16 protein-coding genes are annotated in these 13262 nt (G+C 49.8%); 12 read left to right on the plus strand and 4 right to left on the minus strand.

The genetic code is table 11. The features are described 5' to 3' along the window. Nucleotides 1-147: 147 nt before the first annotated feature. The 4 genes from QOS10_RS07925 to QOS10_RS07940 all read left to right on the plus strand — a co-directional run bounded on the left by QOS10_RS07925 (nt 148) and on the right by QOS10_RS07940 (nt 2991). A complete protein-coding gene (locus tag QOS10_RS07925; protein ID WP_283594915.1) occupies nt 148-513 on the plus strand; it encodes a winged helix-turn-helix domain-containing protein in 366 nt (121 codons plus the stop codon). 333 nt (nt 514-846) lie between these two features. After that, nucleotides 847-1344, plus strand: a complete 498-nt coding sequence (locus tag QOS10_RS07930) for an NUDIX domain-containing protein (protein ID WP_283594916.1) — start codon at nt 847-849, stop codon at nt 1342-1344. A 133-nt stretch (nt 1345-1477) separates the two neighbouring features. Next, complete coding sequence (gene tpiA / locus QOS10_RS07935) at nt 1478-2287, plus strand: triose-phosphate isomerase (protein ID WP_283594917.1); 810 nt, start codon at nt 1478-1480, stop codon at nt 2285-2287. Nucleotides 2288-2445: 158 nt separating this feature from the next. Then, nucleotides 2446-2991: a GNAT family N-acetyltransferase gene (locus QOS10_RS07940; RefSeq protein WP_283594918.1), complete on the plus strand. Its 546-nt coding sequence runs from the start codon at nt 2446-2448 to the stop codon at nt 2989-2991. Nucleotides 2992-3340: 349 nt separating this feature from the next. Here QOS10_RS07940 and QOS10_RS07945 read toward each other — a convergent pair whose 3' ends face one another. Then, on the minus strand, nt 3341-5023 hold the full coding sequence (locus QOS10_RS07945; protein WP_283594919.1) for an NFACT RNA binding domain-containing protein: 1683 nt from the start codon (nt 5021-5023) through the stop codon (nt 3341-3343). Between the two features lie 209 nt (nt 5024-5232). On the opposite strand from QOS10_RS07945, the gene QOS10_RS07950 reads away from it, so the two are divergent. Both QOS10_RS07950 and QOS10_RS07955 read left to right on the plus strand, forming a co-directional pair. Then, on the plus strand, nt 5233-6108 hold the full coding sequence (locus QOS10_RS07950; protein WP_283594920.1) for a DegV family protein: 876 nt from the start codon (nt 5233-5235) through the stop codon (nt 6106-6108). A gap of 4 nt (nt 6109-6112) precedes the next feature. Next, complete coding sequence (locus tag QOS10_RS07955) at nt 6113-6685, plus strand: hypothetical protein (RefSeq protein ID WP_283594921.1); 573 nt, start codon at nt 6113-6115, stop codon at nt 6683-6685. Nucleotides 6686-6734: 49 nt separating this feature from the next. Here the strand turns inward: QOS10_RS07955 and QOS10_RS07960 are convergent, their stop codons facing one another. After that, nucleotides 6735-7391, minus strand: a complete 657-nt coding sequence (locus tag QOS10_RS07960; protein ID WP_283594922.1) for an HD domain-containing protein — start codon at nt 7389-7391, stop codon at nt 6735-6737. Between the two features lie 72 nt (nt 7392-7463). Here QOS10_RS07960 and QOS10_RS07965 point away from each other — a divergent pair, with 72 nt between their 5' ends. Beyond that, complete coding sequence (locus QOS10_RS07965) at nt 7464-8282, plus strand: glycosyltransferase family 8 protein (protein ID WP_283594923.1); 819 nt, start codon at nt 7464-7466, stop codon at nt 8280-8282. Here the strand turns inward: QOS10_RS07965 and QOS10_RS07970 are convergent. Then, nucleotides 8279-8929 carry an endonuclease III domain-containing protein gene (locus QOS10_RS07970; protein WP_283594924.1) on the minus strand — a complete coding sequence of 217 codons (651 nt, stop codon included), beginning with the start codon at nt 8927-8929 and terminating at the stop codon, nt 8279-8281. The genes QOS10_RS07965 and QOS10_RS07970 overlap by 4 nt on opposite strands. A 358-nt stretch (nt 8930-9287) precedes the next feature. On the opposite strand from QOS10_RS07970, the gene QOS10_RS07975 reads away from it, so the two are divergent. After that, on the plus strand, nt 9288-9425 hold the full coding sequence (locus QOS10_RS07975; protein WP_283594925.1) for a hypothetical protein: 138 nt from the start codon (nt 9288-9290) through the stop codon (nt 9423-9425). Between the two features lie 57 nt (nt 9426-9482). Next, nucleotides 9483-10325, plus strand: coding sequence for a hypothetical protein (locus tag QOS10_RS07980; RefSeq protein ID WP_283594926.1), 843 nt, complete (start codon nt 9483-9485; stop codon nt 10323-10325). 76 nt (nt 10326-10401) lie between these two features. On the opposite strand, the gene QOS10_RS07985 is transcribed toward QOS10_RS07980, so the two are convergent. Further along, nucleotides 10402-11238 (minus strand): alpha/beta hydrolase, encoded by an 837-nt coding sequence (locus tag QOS10_RS07985; protein ID WP_283594927.1) that lies wholly within the window; start codon nt 11236-11238, stop codon nt 10402-10404. Nucleotides 11239-11415: 177 nt separating this feature from the next. Here QOS10_RS07985 and QOS10_RS07990 point away from each other — a divergent pair, with 177 nt between their 5' ends. The 3 genes from QOS10_RS07990 to QOS10_RS08000 all read left to right on the plus strand — a co-directional run bounded on the left by QOS10_RS07990 (nt 11416) and on the right by QOS10_RS08000 (nt 13099). Next, a complete protein-coding gene (locus QOS10_RS07990) occupies nt 11416-11940 on the plus strand; it encodes a GNAT family N-acetyltransferase (protein WP_283594929.1) in 525 nt (174 codons plus the stop codon). Between the two features lie 119 nt (nt 11941-12059). Continuing rightward, nucleotides 12060-12764 (plus strand): AzlC family ABC transporter permease, encoded by a 705-nt coding sequence (locus QOS10_RS07995; protein WP_283594931.1) that lies wholly within the window; start codon nt 12060-12062, stop codon nt 12762-12764. Beyond that, nucleotides 12761-13099 carry a branched-chain amino acid transporter permease gene (locus tag QOS10_RS08000; protein WP_283594933.1) on the plus strand — a complete coding sequence of 113 codons (339 nt, stop codon included), beginning with the start codon at nt 12761-12763 and terminating at the stop codon, nt 13097-13099. Before QOS10_RS07995 ends, QOS10_RS08000 begins: the two co-directional genes overlap by 4 nt. Nucleotides 13100-13262 lie beyond the last annotated feature (163 nt).

The following is a 13262-nucleotide window of genomic DNA, read 5'->3' on the forward strand; positions in this document are numbered from 1 at the left end:
CCGCCGTATACGGATCCGTACGTACGGTGGTGTGAGAGGTCGGTAATTGAAATAATCAATTACCTCCTACTCGATTTATCCAAACAAATCAATTAGGACTATACTGATATTAGTTGGAAGCGGCGTGATAGGAAGAAGTGATTTCAAGTGTTTGAATATGAAAAATTAACGCAGAATGAAAAAGAGGATTATCTTGAACTTGCAATCCTAAAATACCTTCAGGTAGTGCAGAATCCGGTTGAGCGCGTCCAAATTCTGGATTACCTGAGCAAGCACGATATCTTTATTCCGCGGGAAGAGTTTGAACCTAATTCGACTGGAACCGAGTTGAAGATTAAGCCGCGGTTCAGTTTTGCATTGACTTTGCTGGAACATGCCGGTCTGGTATGCCATCCGCAACGGGGGATGACCGCCCTGACAGATCTCGGTAATAAGACCCGGACATCAGATACCCATGTCGTTAAAGAACTGGTTACTGCTGGTTGGCAAAAGTATAATGAAAGCAAAGATTGAGCAAAAATGTACAGCACCGGTACAATATCCCTTAAGGTTGACACTTTAAATAGTAAAGGCGCAAACCTAAGGAATATTTTTTAAGGAAAGCTCAGTAATGCATAAACTTTGTTAAATTAACGGTCCGGATAGTCTGTCCATTATTGTACTTTATGATAGCTAATATACATAAATGCACATAATGGTATAATAAATGCAGTTACCGTTTCGAATACGATAACTTGATGTTAATTGGGATAGAAGGTCCGTCCTTAACTTGTTTGAAGTTAGGACGGGCTTTTTTTATAATTAAGGAATATTAGACACATAAGCAATTCAAAGAAGGCAAAACCAATGAAGTATTGTAGTAAGTGCGGCACCAAGTTAATAATGAAGAAGAACGGGATTGATGGCCTGGTGCCGTACTGCTCGCGCTGTCAGCAGTTTCGTTTCATCAAGTTCTCCAGCGCTATCTCTGCAATAATATTCAATCCGCAGAAGGATAAGGTCCTGCTACTAAAGCAGTACGGGAACCCCTCCTACATCCTGCTCTCCGGCTACATTAATCCAGACGAAAATGCTAAGCAGACTCTGAAGCGCGAGATGCATGAGGAGACCAAGCTGAAGATTGCGGAGTTCCGCTATAACGATAACGCCTACTTTGCACCCCATGACGTGCTGATTCATAACTATGCTGTCGTGGCGGCGGGGGAGGCGTTGAACCCTAATAATGAGATCGATCAGTATTCATGGGTACCGGTGGACGAGGTCCTGGATCAGATCATGCCCCATTCTCTAGCCAAGTCCTTTGTGGAAGAATGGTTTGAAAAGGAACATCTTGGCGGCTGCTAACATCATAATGAAACCGGTGTCGTGGTATAATTAGATCGAGAGTTATTAATAATCAACCAAGGAACGAAAAATAGAATGACCAGCGGGCCAAAGTATGGCATACTTAGGTCAAACCAGCGAGGAGGAAACAACGATGCGCAAACCATTTATCGCGGCCAATTGGAAGATGCACAAGAGCGTGGCAGAATCCGTTGCCTTTGTCAATGCAATCAAAAATAAGCTGCCTGATCCGGACAAGATTGAGGTGGGGATTGCTCCACAGGCCTTTTCCCTGTACAGCATGAAGCAGGCGGCTGGCGACTCCGGTCTCAAGATTATCGCCCAGAATGCTGCGGCTGAATACTCTGGACCATACACTGGTGAAATCAGCCTGCGCGGGCTCAAGGACCTGGGAGCTTCCTATGCCATGCTCGGCCACATTGAACGGCGGCGGCTCTTCGGTGAGAACAACGAGGCCGTTAACAAGAAGGTGAAGGCGGCCCTCCAGATGGACATCACGCCAATTATCTGTACGGATGAGACGATGGTGCAAAAAGAGGTCAACGATGAGATTCACTATGTCTTCCAGCAACTGATGAGTGTCCTGCACGGGGTTTCCTTGGACCAGATCAAGCGGGTTGTCATCTCCTACGAGCCGAGCTGGGCCGTCGGGGTTGGCCAGCACGCCAATGCCGCCCTGGCCGAGGAAGGCTGTCGGATGATTAGGCGGACGATCGCGGATAATTACACCTACGAGATTGCCGACAAGATCCGGATCCTCTATGGGGGCAGTGTCAACCCGGACAACATTAAGGAGATCATGGCCAAGCCCGACATCGATGGGGTCCTGATCGGCCGGGCCAGCCTCGATGTCGACAATTTCTTGAAGATGGTTAACTACGCGGAGACGGAAGAGAAGAGTCTCGCGCGGGCCGCAGGAAAGCAAAAGTCTGATAATAAGTAGCTTTAGGATTGACGGTCAGTGCGGTTCTTGCCGTACGGACCGTCTTTTAATTTTCGAGAAAAAATAGGCGCTATTTTGGACAATTTCCTGTATAATACCATTTGAATTAATTTTTGCTGGTGCCGAGAAAACGGGCACCGGATGGGAGTGAGTTCTATATGAAAATGAAGAAAGCTGCGATGGCTGACTTAGACACCATTTTGACGATCCTGCGCAACGGACGTGACCAGCTGGCCGAGCGGGGCGTCGACCAATGGCAGGGCGACTACCCGAACGTTGAACATATTGAGGAAGACATTAAGCATGGTTACGCCTACCTGGCCCAGTCCAATGATGGCCAGACAGTGGGAACCCTGGCAATTGTCGATGCTCCGGATCACTTCTACGACGACCTGAACGGGAAGTGGCTGATGGAGACCGAAAACTATGTCGTCGTTCACCGGGTCGCTATTCATTCCGACCATGCGGGGAAGGGCTATGCTTCGAAGCTCTTCATCCACATGCTGGACTATCTGGAAGAACACCGGCCAGAGGTTAAGTCCATCCGGATCAGCACGAATGAAAACAACCAGGTGATGCAGCACGTGATCACGAAGAACGGCTTCACTAAGGTGGGGACGCTTCACGGGGCATACCGTCCGCAGGAGCTTTCATATGTATACGAGCTCTTAGTGCCGAGTGTTAGCGGCCACCTGCAGGCATAGGAAGGCACGCGATAAAGGTGAAGACAGAGGCGCGGGTCGCTCCTTCAGCTTGCGGCTGCGTCTTCTTGGCTGGGGACCGCTACCATGAGTGGGGCGTCGTTAAATTGAATATTTGATTGCAAAGTGCTTGGCACATCGAAAATAGACGGTGAGCCGAGCGCTTTTTTATATTGAGCACGTAAAACAAAAATAATGTAAAGTCGAAATTTACTTTAACTAAACATAAAATAAACTCAATAAAAAGAAACAAAATTTCAAACAAACCGATGCAAAATAAAAGAAGCGCTCAATAGGCACTCCTCAATTACCAAAGTATTCAAATTTAAGTATCGCAACACCATAGAGCCCGTTAGTTTGCAAGCTTATGCGGCGTAACGTACAAAGTCTTCTGACCGGTAAACGTAACAAAACCGGGCTTAGCACCGTTCGGCTTGTGGAGCCGCTTGACCGGCAGGTAGTCAACGGGAACGTTATCCGAATCTCGGCCCTTGGAGAAGTAGGCCGCCAGTTGGGCCGCTTCCAAGATGGTCTGCTCGCTCGGATCAGTTGAGCGGATTACGACGTGCGAACCAGGAATGTCCTTGACATGAAGCCAGATCTCATTCTTGTTGGCAGTCTTGAAACTCAGCCGGTCGTTCTGCAAGTTATTCTTGCCGACCAGCACCAAGGTCCCGTCACTGGTGTGGAACTGTTCGGGCTTGCTGAGGCGAACCTTGCGCCGCTTCTTGCTCTTCTGTTTCTTACCCTTGATGTAGCCCTGCTGTTGCAATTCGAGCCGGATCTCCTGAATATCAGACGGCTCCGCCAGGTCGATCTGGTTTTGAATATTCTCGAAGTAGGCGATCTCGTCGTTAGTCAATTTCATCTGCTCGTTGACGTGGGCAACGGAGGCCTTTAGCTTATCATACTTGGTGAAGTACTTCTGGGCGTTGCGAGATGGTGACAATTCCGGTGCCAGCTTGATCTTCAGCGGCTTGTTATCATCGTAGAAGTTCGGCAGGGTGATCTCCTTCATGCCAGGCTTCAGTTTGCCCAGGTAGGTGGTTAGGATTTCCCCCCGAATCCGGTAGCGGTCGGCAGCATCGGCGTCGGCCAGCTGCTGGTTGAACTTCTTAACCTTCCGCCGGTCCTTCTTCAGCTCGTTCTTGATCACCTTGATGACCTGGCCGGCCAGCTCCTTGGAACGGTCCTGTTGTGCTTTCTGGGCGTAATAGTTGTCCAGCATTTCGGAGAGGGTCGGGTAGTGCTGCAGGGTATCTTCCTCAGTATTCAGTGGTGGGAAGACCATGAATGACTTCCGTTTGCCATTGATGATTACCGGATCGGGAGAATTGAAGTGCTGAATGAACTGCTGATAGGCCGTTGGCAGGTGGTCACTGGCGAGCAGGCGGTTGGCGAGGTCCCGTGCCGTGTCGGTCCCTAGCCCTTCGTAGCCCTGCTGCAGCTGGTGGGCCAGTTCACGTGGATCCTGGTATTGCCGAACTAAGTCACTGTAGAGCTGATTTGGCAGGTAAGGATCGAGCTTATCCTGCTTCGGTGGCATGACAAAAGTTGCCCCCGGCAGGAGCAGCCGCACCCGGTTCTGATCCGAACCGACGTGCTTGATCGTGTCGATGATCTTGTCCGTCTTATGGTTGACTAGGGAGATGTTACTGTGCCGGGCCATGATTTCGCTGACCAAAACCAGCTGTTGACTATCACCCAGTTCGTCCCGGGTATCGAAGGTCAGCTTGATGATCCGGTCATTGCCGACCTGTTCGATTGAATGCAGAATAGCTCCTTCCAGGTACTTACGAAGGGTCATCGTGAAATTGGTTGGGACCGCCGGATTGCTGTAGGGGATCGTCGTAATCTGGATCCGCGAGTAGGTCGGATTGGCTGAGAGCAGGAGGGCGTGATTGTGCCGGTGCGCGCGGATCGTAATGATCAGCTCCGCCGGGTAGGGTTGGCTCACGCGGGCCACCCGACCGGTAGTTAGTGTTTGGTCTAGTTCATGCACCATTGCATGGGTAAAGAAACCGTCAAAGGACATGCAAAGCGCTCCTTTCATTAAATAACGTTCAAAATTATGCGATATATATTATACCGTTTTTCCCCGTATGCGAACAAGTTTAAGCATTTGTCCACCGAAATAAGTTGGTTTATACTTCTGCATGTGGTATGCTTCTTATATTATGTGGTTTTTTATCCACTTCAAAGTAATTATATTGAAATTATCAATTAAAAATGGAGGACGATACAATGAAAATTGCTGTTGTAACCGACAGCACCGCCTACCTTACTCCAGAAGAGGCGGCCGCCAATCATATTCACGTTGTCCCAATTCCATTCGTTGTGGACGGTAAGAGTTACCGTGAAGGCGTTGATATTACAACCGAAGAATTTTACCACCGATTGAAGACGTCCAGTACTTTCCCAAGTACTTCCCAGCCTTCAATCGGTGAGATGATGGAGCTTTACCAAAAGCTGGCCGACGAGGGTTACGATGCTGTCATCAGTATCCACCTGACGAAGTCCATCTCTGGCTTTCTGAACAACATCAGTCAGATTGCGGAAGAAATGAAGGATACGATTAAGATCGTGCCGTTCGATAGTCGGATTACGGTTAAGCTGATGGGGTACCTGGCCATCCAGGCTGCGCAGATGGTCGAAGCCGGGGAAGACGTGGATACCATCATTGCCAAGCTGACCCAGCTGCGGGACACGATCAACGAAGTCTTCGTGGTTGATGACCTGCGGAACCTCGTACGGGGCGGTCGGCTTTCCAACGCCTCCGCATTTGTTGGTTCCATCCTGAAGATCAAGCCGCTCTTGAGCTTCCACAATGAGCACCACGCCATCGAGGCTTTTGAAAAGGTTCGTTCCATGAAGAAGGCCAAGCTGCGGTGTGAGCAGATCTTCAAGGAAGACTTGTCGAAGCTCGACTATCCAGTTCGCTGCATTGTCTTCCACGCTAATGCGCCGGAAGCTGGTCAGAAGTGGATGGAGAAGATGCAGGCGGACTTCCCGGACATTAAGTTCGAGCTGAGTTACTTCGGTCCCGTTATCGGTACCCACCTCGGTCAAGGTGCACTGGCCCTGGCCTGGATGCAGGATACTGATAAGAAGCCGCTCTAGAATCATGCGGGTAAATAGTAAATCCGTGGCCTTTGCGGTTATGGCGGTCGTGCTGATGGTGCTTGTTGGCTTCGGAAGTGTTCGCTTCGTTTTGCCAACGGGAATCTTCGTGGCACCGTGGGCCGGAATTATCAGTCTGGCCGTCCTGCTGTCCGCGGGTGCTGGCTGGGCGTTTTTGACCACCGTCATCGCCCTGATTATTATGTTCGTGCTCGGAACGGCTGGCTGGGTAGCCATTATCGACGTCCTGTTGACGGTTACTCCGCTGGCCTGGCTGATCGGCTGGCAACTGCCACGCGACCAGGGCGTTACCCACCAGCAGTCGATTTTTCTCGGTCTGGTTGCTGGATTGTTGCAACTCGTCCTGATCGAAGGCGGCCTTGCAGTAACAGGCTGGTTATTCGATGGTCAGGGAGCGACCGCCTGGGCCTTTGTCCAACTGGGCTTTTCCACCAGTATTCTGACCGCGCCGCTCTATGCCGTATTAACGCCGCTACTGGCAATCGCCGCCCGGTGGCTGTGGCAGCGGTGGGTTACCCCAGCCGATAATAATGATTCTGATAATTCTGACAAATAAACAAAACCGCCTTGCTAGCATTTGCGCTAACAGGGCGGTTTTATTTATCTTAGCGTTCGGCTTTCCATTCGGCCTTGAACTCGGCCAGGAAGTCTAGCATGACCTGCTGACGGTGCTCGGCGATCTGACGAGCAGTTGCTGTCTGCAGCATGTCCTTTAATTTGAGGATCTTCTCGCAGAAGTGGTTGATGATCGTCTCGTCAGCCAGGTTGCGGTACTCCTCCCGGCTCATGTTCTGGCGGGGCTTAACCGCGGGATCATAAATTTTCTCGTGGTGGGCACCCCCGTAGTAGATGGCCCGGGTGATGCCGAGGGCGCCGATCGCATCCAGCCAGTCAGCGTCCCGGACGATTTTGCCAATCGGGGAGAGCTGGATCTCTTCGCCGTCGAGGGTGTGAGCGAAGGAGATGTTGCTGATTACGTCCATGATGGTTTGGATCTCTTCAGCAGTGAAATCATGATCTGCCAGGTAGCCTTGGAGTTCTTGCTTGGCAGCGGGAATGCTGTCGACTAGCTTTTCATCAATTGTGTCGTGGAGGTAGGCGGCCACGACAGGGAGGAAGGGGTCGACGCCCTCACCAACGGCTAACCGCCGGGCCATCCGGACGACCCGGTTGATGTGGTCCATGCCGTGGCCGGTTTTATCTGCGCCGAGCTTATCGATGGTGTACTGTTTAACTGCGACAATTTGTTCTTCTTGACTCATGATCTGCTCCATTCCTAAATTCATCCGCTCGGTTCTGCTATAATAACTTAGTATATGAGGAGGACCGTTAGAATGAATTTACTATTCTCAATTAATGATCATTATACTACACAGTTGGCAACCGTACTGCTGTCAATTAAGGTCAACACTAACGCGGACGATTTTGATGTTTACGTGATTCAAAAGGAACCCTTACAACAGGGACCCAAGTTGGCCGCATTCTGCCAACGGTTAGGAATGACCTACCATCCTGTCATGGTGAAGAACGAGATGTTTAAGGACGCGCCGGTCACCGATCGCTACCCAACCACGATCTACTACCGGCTCCTGGCCCACAAGCTCCTGCCGGCTAATCTGCACAAGATTCTCTACCTGGATGCCGACGTGCTCTGCATCAATGACCTGACTAGTCTCTATGAAACTGACCTGTCAGACTACCTCTACGCCTCGGCCTTTCATACCGGCCTGACCAATACAACCGAGGTGATCAACAAGATTCGTCTCCAGAATTTCGACGCCGATGGTTACTACAACTCGGGGGTCTTGCTGATGAACCTGGACGCGATTCGGCAACGCGTGCGGCCCCAAGATATTTTCGACTACATCCGGGAACACGTTCTTCTGCTGCCTGACCAGGATGTGCTCAATGCTCTTTACGGCAAGGACATCAAGTCGGTGCCTGACCAGCTTTATAACTACGACACACGGAAGGGGCAGATGTACGAGACCATCTCGTTTGGCGAATGGACGACCGACTGGGTGATCCGAAACACCGTCATCCTGCACTACTGCGGCCGTGACAAGCCTTGGCTAACCAAGAAGAACTCCGGACGGTATACGGCCTTGTTCAAGCACTACTTCCATGTTGCCCAGCGGATGTTGGACGATTAGCCAACCGGGATAATGAGGCGGTCACCGCTGAGAAAGCTTTCCTGAAATTTACTCAGCGAGTGAAAGTAGACCTTGCCGAACTCGTCAATTAGGCCATGGAAGTCCTTGGCCATTGCGGGTGTGAAATCCGCGGGCAGGGAACACCGGCGAGCGAGGCCGCGGTAGTCGGTGAGGCTGGATACGCCCAAGCAGGTGAAGAGGTTGCAGGCGTATTTATCGCTGATAAAAGTTGGTACGTCGAAAATGTAGGTAAGAAGGACATCGGCGGTCTCTGGACCTACTCCGCGAAGCCTGCGGAGCTCGTTCCGCAACTGAGCGCCATAGTACTGGCAAATAGCCGGATAATCATAATTGCCGCGCTTTAGCCAGCCCAGGACACTGACCAGGGCCCGGCTCTTATTACGGTAAAAACCCGCTGGCCGGACAAGTTTGTGCAGCTGGGCGGTTGGAAGAGCAAGAATCCGGTCCGGTTGTAGGGCGGTCGCCTGCCGCAACCGTTCAAGGGCCCGGTCGGCGTTTTGCCAGTTAGTGTTCTGGATCAGGATGGCCCCGATGATGATCTCCTCTTTGCTGTCGGCGGGCCACCAGCCGGACGGTCCCATACTGGCCCGTATCTTTTCATAGAGCTGGATGAGAGTTAGTTGCATGCTATCACGTCCTTTCTGCCTGTACTTTTGCGGATAAGTATTGGATGGTCAACTAATTAGTCATGTTGTATTTAAGATTTTTTAGATTTAATAAGATATAATGATAGATTTGAGAAGACGTGAACTGTCGATGACGATGGCTCACGTCTTTTTCTATATAGTACTGTGATTCTAGGAACTACCATCATCTGTAATAACTAAATTAGCTTCTCTAAAATATTTTTAGATATTTTAGAAATAGTATTGATATTTTTCAAAGGTAAGATATAATTACAATGTACCTCATGAGGGGGAGAAAAATTTCTCCAAGATCTTAATTGTTGAATTTATTTACTGTACTTAGGGAGGAACTTTTATCATGTTTAAACAAACTCGTTGTCCCCACTGCCAAGGAATCTTGGACGATGCTACTGTTGTAATTGCTGAAATTATGTCCGGAGTTTACTGCCCGCATTGTCATCGCTACATTGCCGAAAAGGATATCCAGTACTACTGATCTGAGACTGTCTAGGAAACAGTTTCTTATTTTGAAAGTGAAAGAGGTTTAATAATTATGAATACTTTTACTAAAAACAGATCCTGGTGGCTCTTAGCCCTCTTTGCATTGATTTCACTTCTCTTAGCTGGGTGCGGTAAGGCTAGTTCTTCACCATCTGCGGACCCCATCGTCGGTGCATATAAATGCGGTGCTAAGTATAGCAAGACCGAGGATGGCGCTGTTCAACCGGGATATTGGTATTTCAAGAAGAATGGCAAATTGTTGTACTGTGTCCCACAGATTGCCCATAATGAGCATTTCCACCCAGGATATGAAGTTTCCCATGGCACCTGGAAACGCTTGGGAAATAATCGCTACCAGATAAATTTACGCAGCGATTATGAGGGTGACTCTTTTAACCTCAAGGGTTCACTGGAAAACGACCACCTGACAATTCCTGCTGCAAAAGGCTGGAATAAAGAGGTTGACAGCAAAATCAGCATGACCTCAGCGACCTTCGCTAAAATGTTCAATAAGACAAAGCGGTCCGAACTTGGTGCCTTGCACGCCATTGCGTCTTCTTCCTCCTCAGCAGAAGCAGCGGAGTCAAGAAAGAACGCCGACTTAAGTACCAACAATAATGGTCCGGCGACTAGCGATGCAAGCCAGTCTGCAGATCCCGATGAAATCGGCCGGGCAATCTACAGCCAGGTCTTCCCGTCAGAAGAGGTAGACTCCGTTGAAAAGGATGGGGACCGCTACTACGTCAGCAACGAATACCACAGCGCCGACAGTACGATCCCGTTCCAGATCAACGGCGACACCGTTACCTACTGGACACAGGCGGATGGCGATACTACCGCCGATGGTCAAAACGAGGCCCACACTGTCAGCATCGATGATCTGCTGGGCAATTAATTAATTATCGTAAACCAAAACACTCGGTTGCTTCTCAATAAAGGAGCGATCGAGTGTTTTACTTGAGTTGAAATTATCACTTGCCCCAGAAGAACTGGATGAGGATCTTGTTGACCTGGGAATTGTGGTGGAGGAGCTCATGCTTAGCGTTGGCGCCGGCGATCTTCTTCTCCGCGTATGACTTAGCTCGGCCATTGAGCAGGTACTTCAAAGTCTTGCTGGAGTTGTTGGTAACCTGGCTATCGTTTCCGTTGCCGAGGTCGCCGTAAATGTTTAATACTCGGGTCTGGTGTGGGTAGGTGTGGCGCAACGGCAGGAGCTTCTGGTAGGTGTCGTTCATCTTGTTGGGCTTGCCGGTCTTGGCATCGACGGTCAAGTCAGCGGGTTCGTTCCAGCCCATTGCCCCGTCAAAGGTCCCCGCCATGGCAACCTGTTTCTGAAGTTGGGGAAGCTTCTTGTTCTGACAGTTGTTGAGTAGGTAGTACATCACTGCCATGTTGCCCATCGAGTGGGCCTCGATATTCATCTTCTTGAAGTGGTAGGTGTCCTGAAGCTTGACGACCACGTTCTTGACCCATTGCCCCTGCAGGTCGTAGTCAGAGTTCCGGCTGTTTTCGAAGTTGACCTCGACCAAGGGGTTAATGGCGCCCTTGGGGATGCGGCCCTGCAGGGTAACCTGACCATCCGCCGCCACGTTAGCGACGATGGCGGTCTTGCTGACACCGGCCTTCATGATGTTGTCAACCATGTACTGTTCCGCGTGGGCACTGCTCCCGAAGCCATGGAAGAAGATAGTCGGGGTGGTTGATTGAACATACTTTTTCGATAACGCTTGGGCATGACCGGATGCTGTGGGAACCAGTACTAGCAGGAGGGCCAGCAGCGACAGGATCAGCCAACGAAATTTACGCATTGTTTCATTACCTTCTTTTAAATTACATTAATTCCATCATAGCATTTTACGCCAGGGACGAACAAATAATTCTCGGTGTTAAACGCTTGTCAGCTGGAATGAATATATGTTACATTATTCAGAGTTGTTTTCAATGATCGCAACCATAAAACTAATCATGAAGGGATGATAGTCCAAATGCAAATTAAGCAAGCAACGATGAATGACTTAGACCAGATTATTGAGATCCTGCGCGATGGTCGCAACCAACTGGCTTCTCAAGGGATCGACCAGTGGCAAGGGGACTACCCAAATGTTGAACACGTCAAGGAAGACATCAATAACGGCTGGGCCTACCTGGTACAGTCTGATGATGACGAGACGGTCGGTGCATTATCAATCGTCGAAGCTCCGGACCACTCCTACGATGAACTACAGGGTGACTGGCTGATCGATACTGACAAGTACGTGGTTATTCACCGGGTCGCCATCCACTCTAGCCACGCTGGTAAGGGTTATGCATCAGCATTGTTTACTAACGTGATTGACTACATCAAGCAGAATCGCAAGGAAATCAAAACGATTCGGATTGATACCCACGAAGATAACAAAATTATGCAGCACCTGATTACCAAGAACGGCTTCACCAAGGTTGGCGAGCTGCACGGTGTTTACCGGCCAAGCGAAATTTCTTACGTTTACGCACTGCTGACTGGGAACTAATAATTGAAGATTATCAGCACCTCACCTGAAATGGTTGAGGTGCTTTTTTGTTGCCTCTAGCGACGACCATGGCGGTCTGATAAAATGAAGACATCATTTCAATTGGGGGGATTGGGAAAGTGAAAAATAAACATTGGGAGAATTTCCGCTTGGCCCTGACCACCTCGAGCCCGGTCTTTTTTGGCTACGTCATTCTGGGACTCGGGTATGGGCTGTATATGCATAACTTGGGGTTCTCGTTTTGGTATCCGACCTTGATGGCGGCAACGATCTACGGGGGTTCGGTTGAGTTTATCATCGCGACGCTCTTGACGCAGCACTTTAATCCGCTTAACGTCCTGCTGATTACTGCGGTGGTAGGTTTCCGGCAGTTCTTCTATGGGATCTCAATGCTCACCAAGTATCCCCGGCACGGTTGGCAGAAGTTGCCGTTGCTGTTTGGCCTGACGGACGAGACCTTTGTTATCAACTACAGTCTGAAGGTTCCAGCTGGTTATGATAAGACCGCGGTGCAGGTTTGGATTAGTGCACTGGATTATTTCTACTGGGTTCTCGGGGCCTTTCTCGGCGGCTTCTTGGGCAGCACCCTTAACTTGCAGATTAAGGGTCTCGATTTCGTGATGACGGCCCTGTTCATTGTCCTGGCCCTTGAACAATTTATGCAGGAGAAACGCCACATCAGCTCGCTGAGCGGAGTCCTGATCACAATCGTCTGCCTGCTGCTCTTTGGCAAGACCTACTTCCTGATTGCAACCCTCCTGCTCTTGGTCGGGGAATACTACTTCCTCTACCGGCGCCACCAGAAGGCAGGTGAACGGTCATGAGTTTACTGAAACAGGTGGTGACGATTGCCATTGCGGCCGTTGCCAACTTCATTACCCGTTGGCTGCCGTTTGCAATCTTCACCAGCAACAAGAAGGAACAAAAAGAGCTTTCGCCGTTTATCAAGGGGCTGGGGGCCTTCCTCCCGGCTGCAATCATGGGGATGCTGGTGGTGTACTGCTACCGGAACGTCAATTTCTTGGCGGGAAACCATGGCTTGCCGGATCTGCTGGCTGGACTCATTACGGTGGTCATCCACCTGTGGCGGCGTAGCATGTTCCTCTCCCTGATCGTTGGGACTGTTAGTTATATTATTCTGATTAACTATGTTTTCTAGTTTAGATAACCCAGGGGGCTGTGACATAACTCCGCTTTCCTTTAAAATTAGTAAAAGAAAAAGCACCGACCTGACCGTCGATGCTTCTAAATTTCAAGAATAAGTTAGCCACTAAGCTGAAATAAATAGCACTGACCAATTAATTATTGGTTGATGAGAACGT

This window comes from Limosilactobacillus galli (assembly GCF_947381495.1).
Lineage (GTDB): Bacteria > Bacillota > Bacilli > Lactobacillales > Lactobacillaceae > Limosilactobacillus > Limosilactobacillus galli.

What these genes read in the sequence shown, in the direction of transcription:
- QOS10_RS07930 (WP_283594916.1), top strand. Translation starts at nt 847, where the DNA reads ATGAAGTATTGTAGTAAGTGCGGCACCAAGTTAATAATGAAGAAGAAC.
- tpiA (WP_283594917.1), top strand. Translation starts at nt 1,478, where the DNA reads ATGCGCAAACCATTTATCGCGGCCAATTGGAAGATGCACAAGAGCGTG.
- QOS10_RS07940 (WP_283594918.1), top strand. Translation starts at nt 2,446, where the DNA reads ATGAAAATGAAGAAAGCTGCGATGGCTGACTTAGACACCATTTTGACG.
- QOS10_RS07945 (WP_283594919.1), bottom strand. Translation starts at nt 5,023, where the DNA reads ATGTCCTTTGACGGTTTCTTTACCCATGCAATGGTGCATGAACTAGAC.
- QOS10_RS07950 (WP_283594920.1), top strand. Translation starts at nt 5,233, where the DNA reads ATGAAAATTGCTGTTGTAACCGACAGCACCGCCTACCTTACTCCAGAA.
- QOS10_RS07955 (WP_283594921.1), top strand. Translation starts at nt 6,113, where the DNA reads ATGCGGGTAAATAGTAAATCCGTGGCCTTTGCGGTTATGGCGGTCGTG.
- QOS10_RS07960 (WP_283594922.1), bottom strand. Translation starts at nt 7,391, where the DNA reads ATGAGTCAAGAAGAACAAATTGTCGCAGTTAAACAGTACACCATCGAT.
- QOS10_RS07965 (WP_283594923.1), top strand. Translation starts at nt 7,464, where the DNA reads ATGAATTTACTATTCTCAATTAATGATCATTATACTACACAGTTGGCA.
- QOS10_RS07970 (WP_283594924.1), bottom strand. Translation starts at nt 8,929, where the DNA reads ATGCAACTAACTCTCATCCAGCTCTATGAAAAGATACGGGCCAGTATG.
- QOS10_RS07975 (WP_283594925.1), top strand. Translation starts at nt 9,288, where the DNA reads ATGTTTAAACAAACTCGTTGTCCCCACTGCCAAGGAATCTTGGACGAT.
- QOS10_RS07980 (WP_283594926.1), top strand. Translation starts at nt 9,483, where the DNA reads ATGAATACTTTTACTAAAAACAGATCCTGGTGGCTCTTAGCCCTCTTT.
- QOS10_RS07985 (WP_283594927.1), bottom strand. Translation starts at nt 11,238, where the DNA reads ATGCGTAAATTTCGTTGGCTGATCCTGTCGCTGCTGGCCCTCCTGCTA.
- QOS10_RS07990 (WP_283594929.1), top strand. Translation starts at nt 11,416, where the DNA reads ATGCAAATTAAGCAAGCAACGATGAATGACTTAGACCAGATTATTGAG.
- QOS10_RS08000 (WP_283594933.1), top strand. Translation starts at nt 12,761, where the DNA reads ATGAGTTTACTGAAACAGGTGGTGACGATTGCCATTGCGGCCGTTGCC.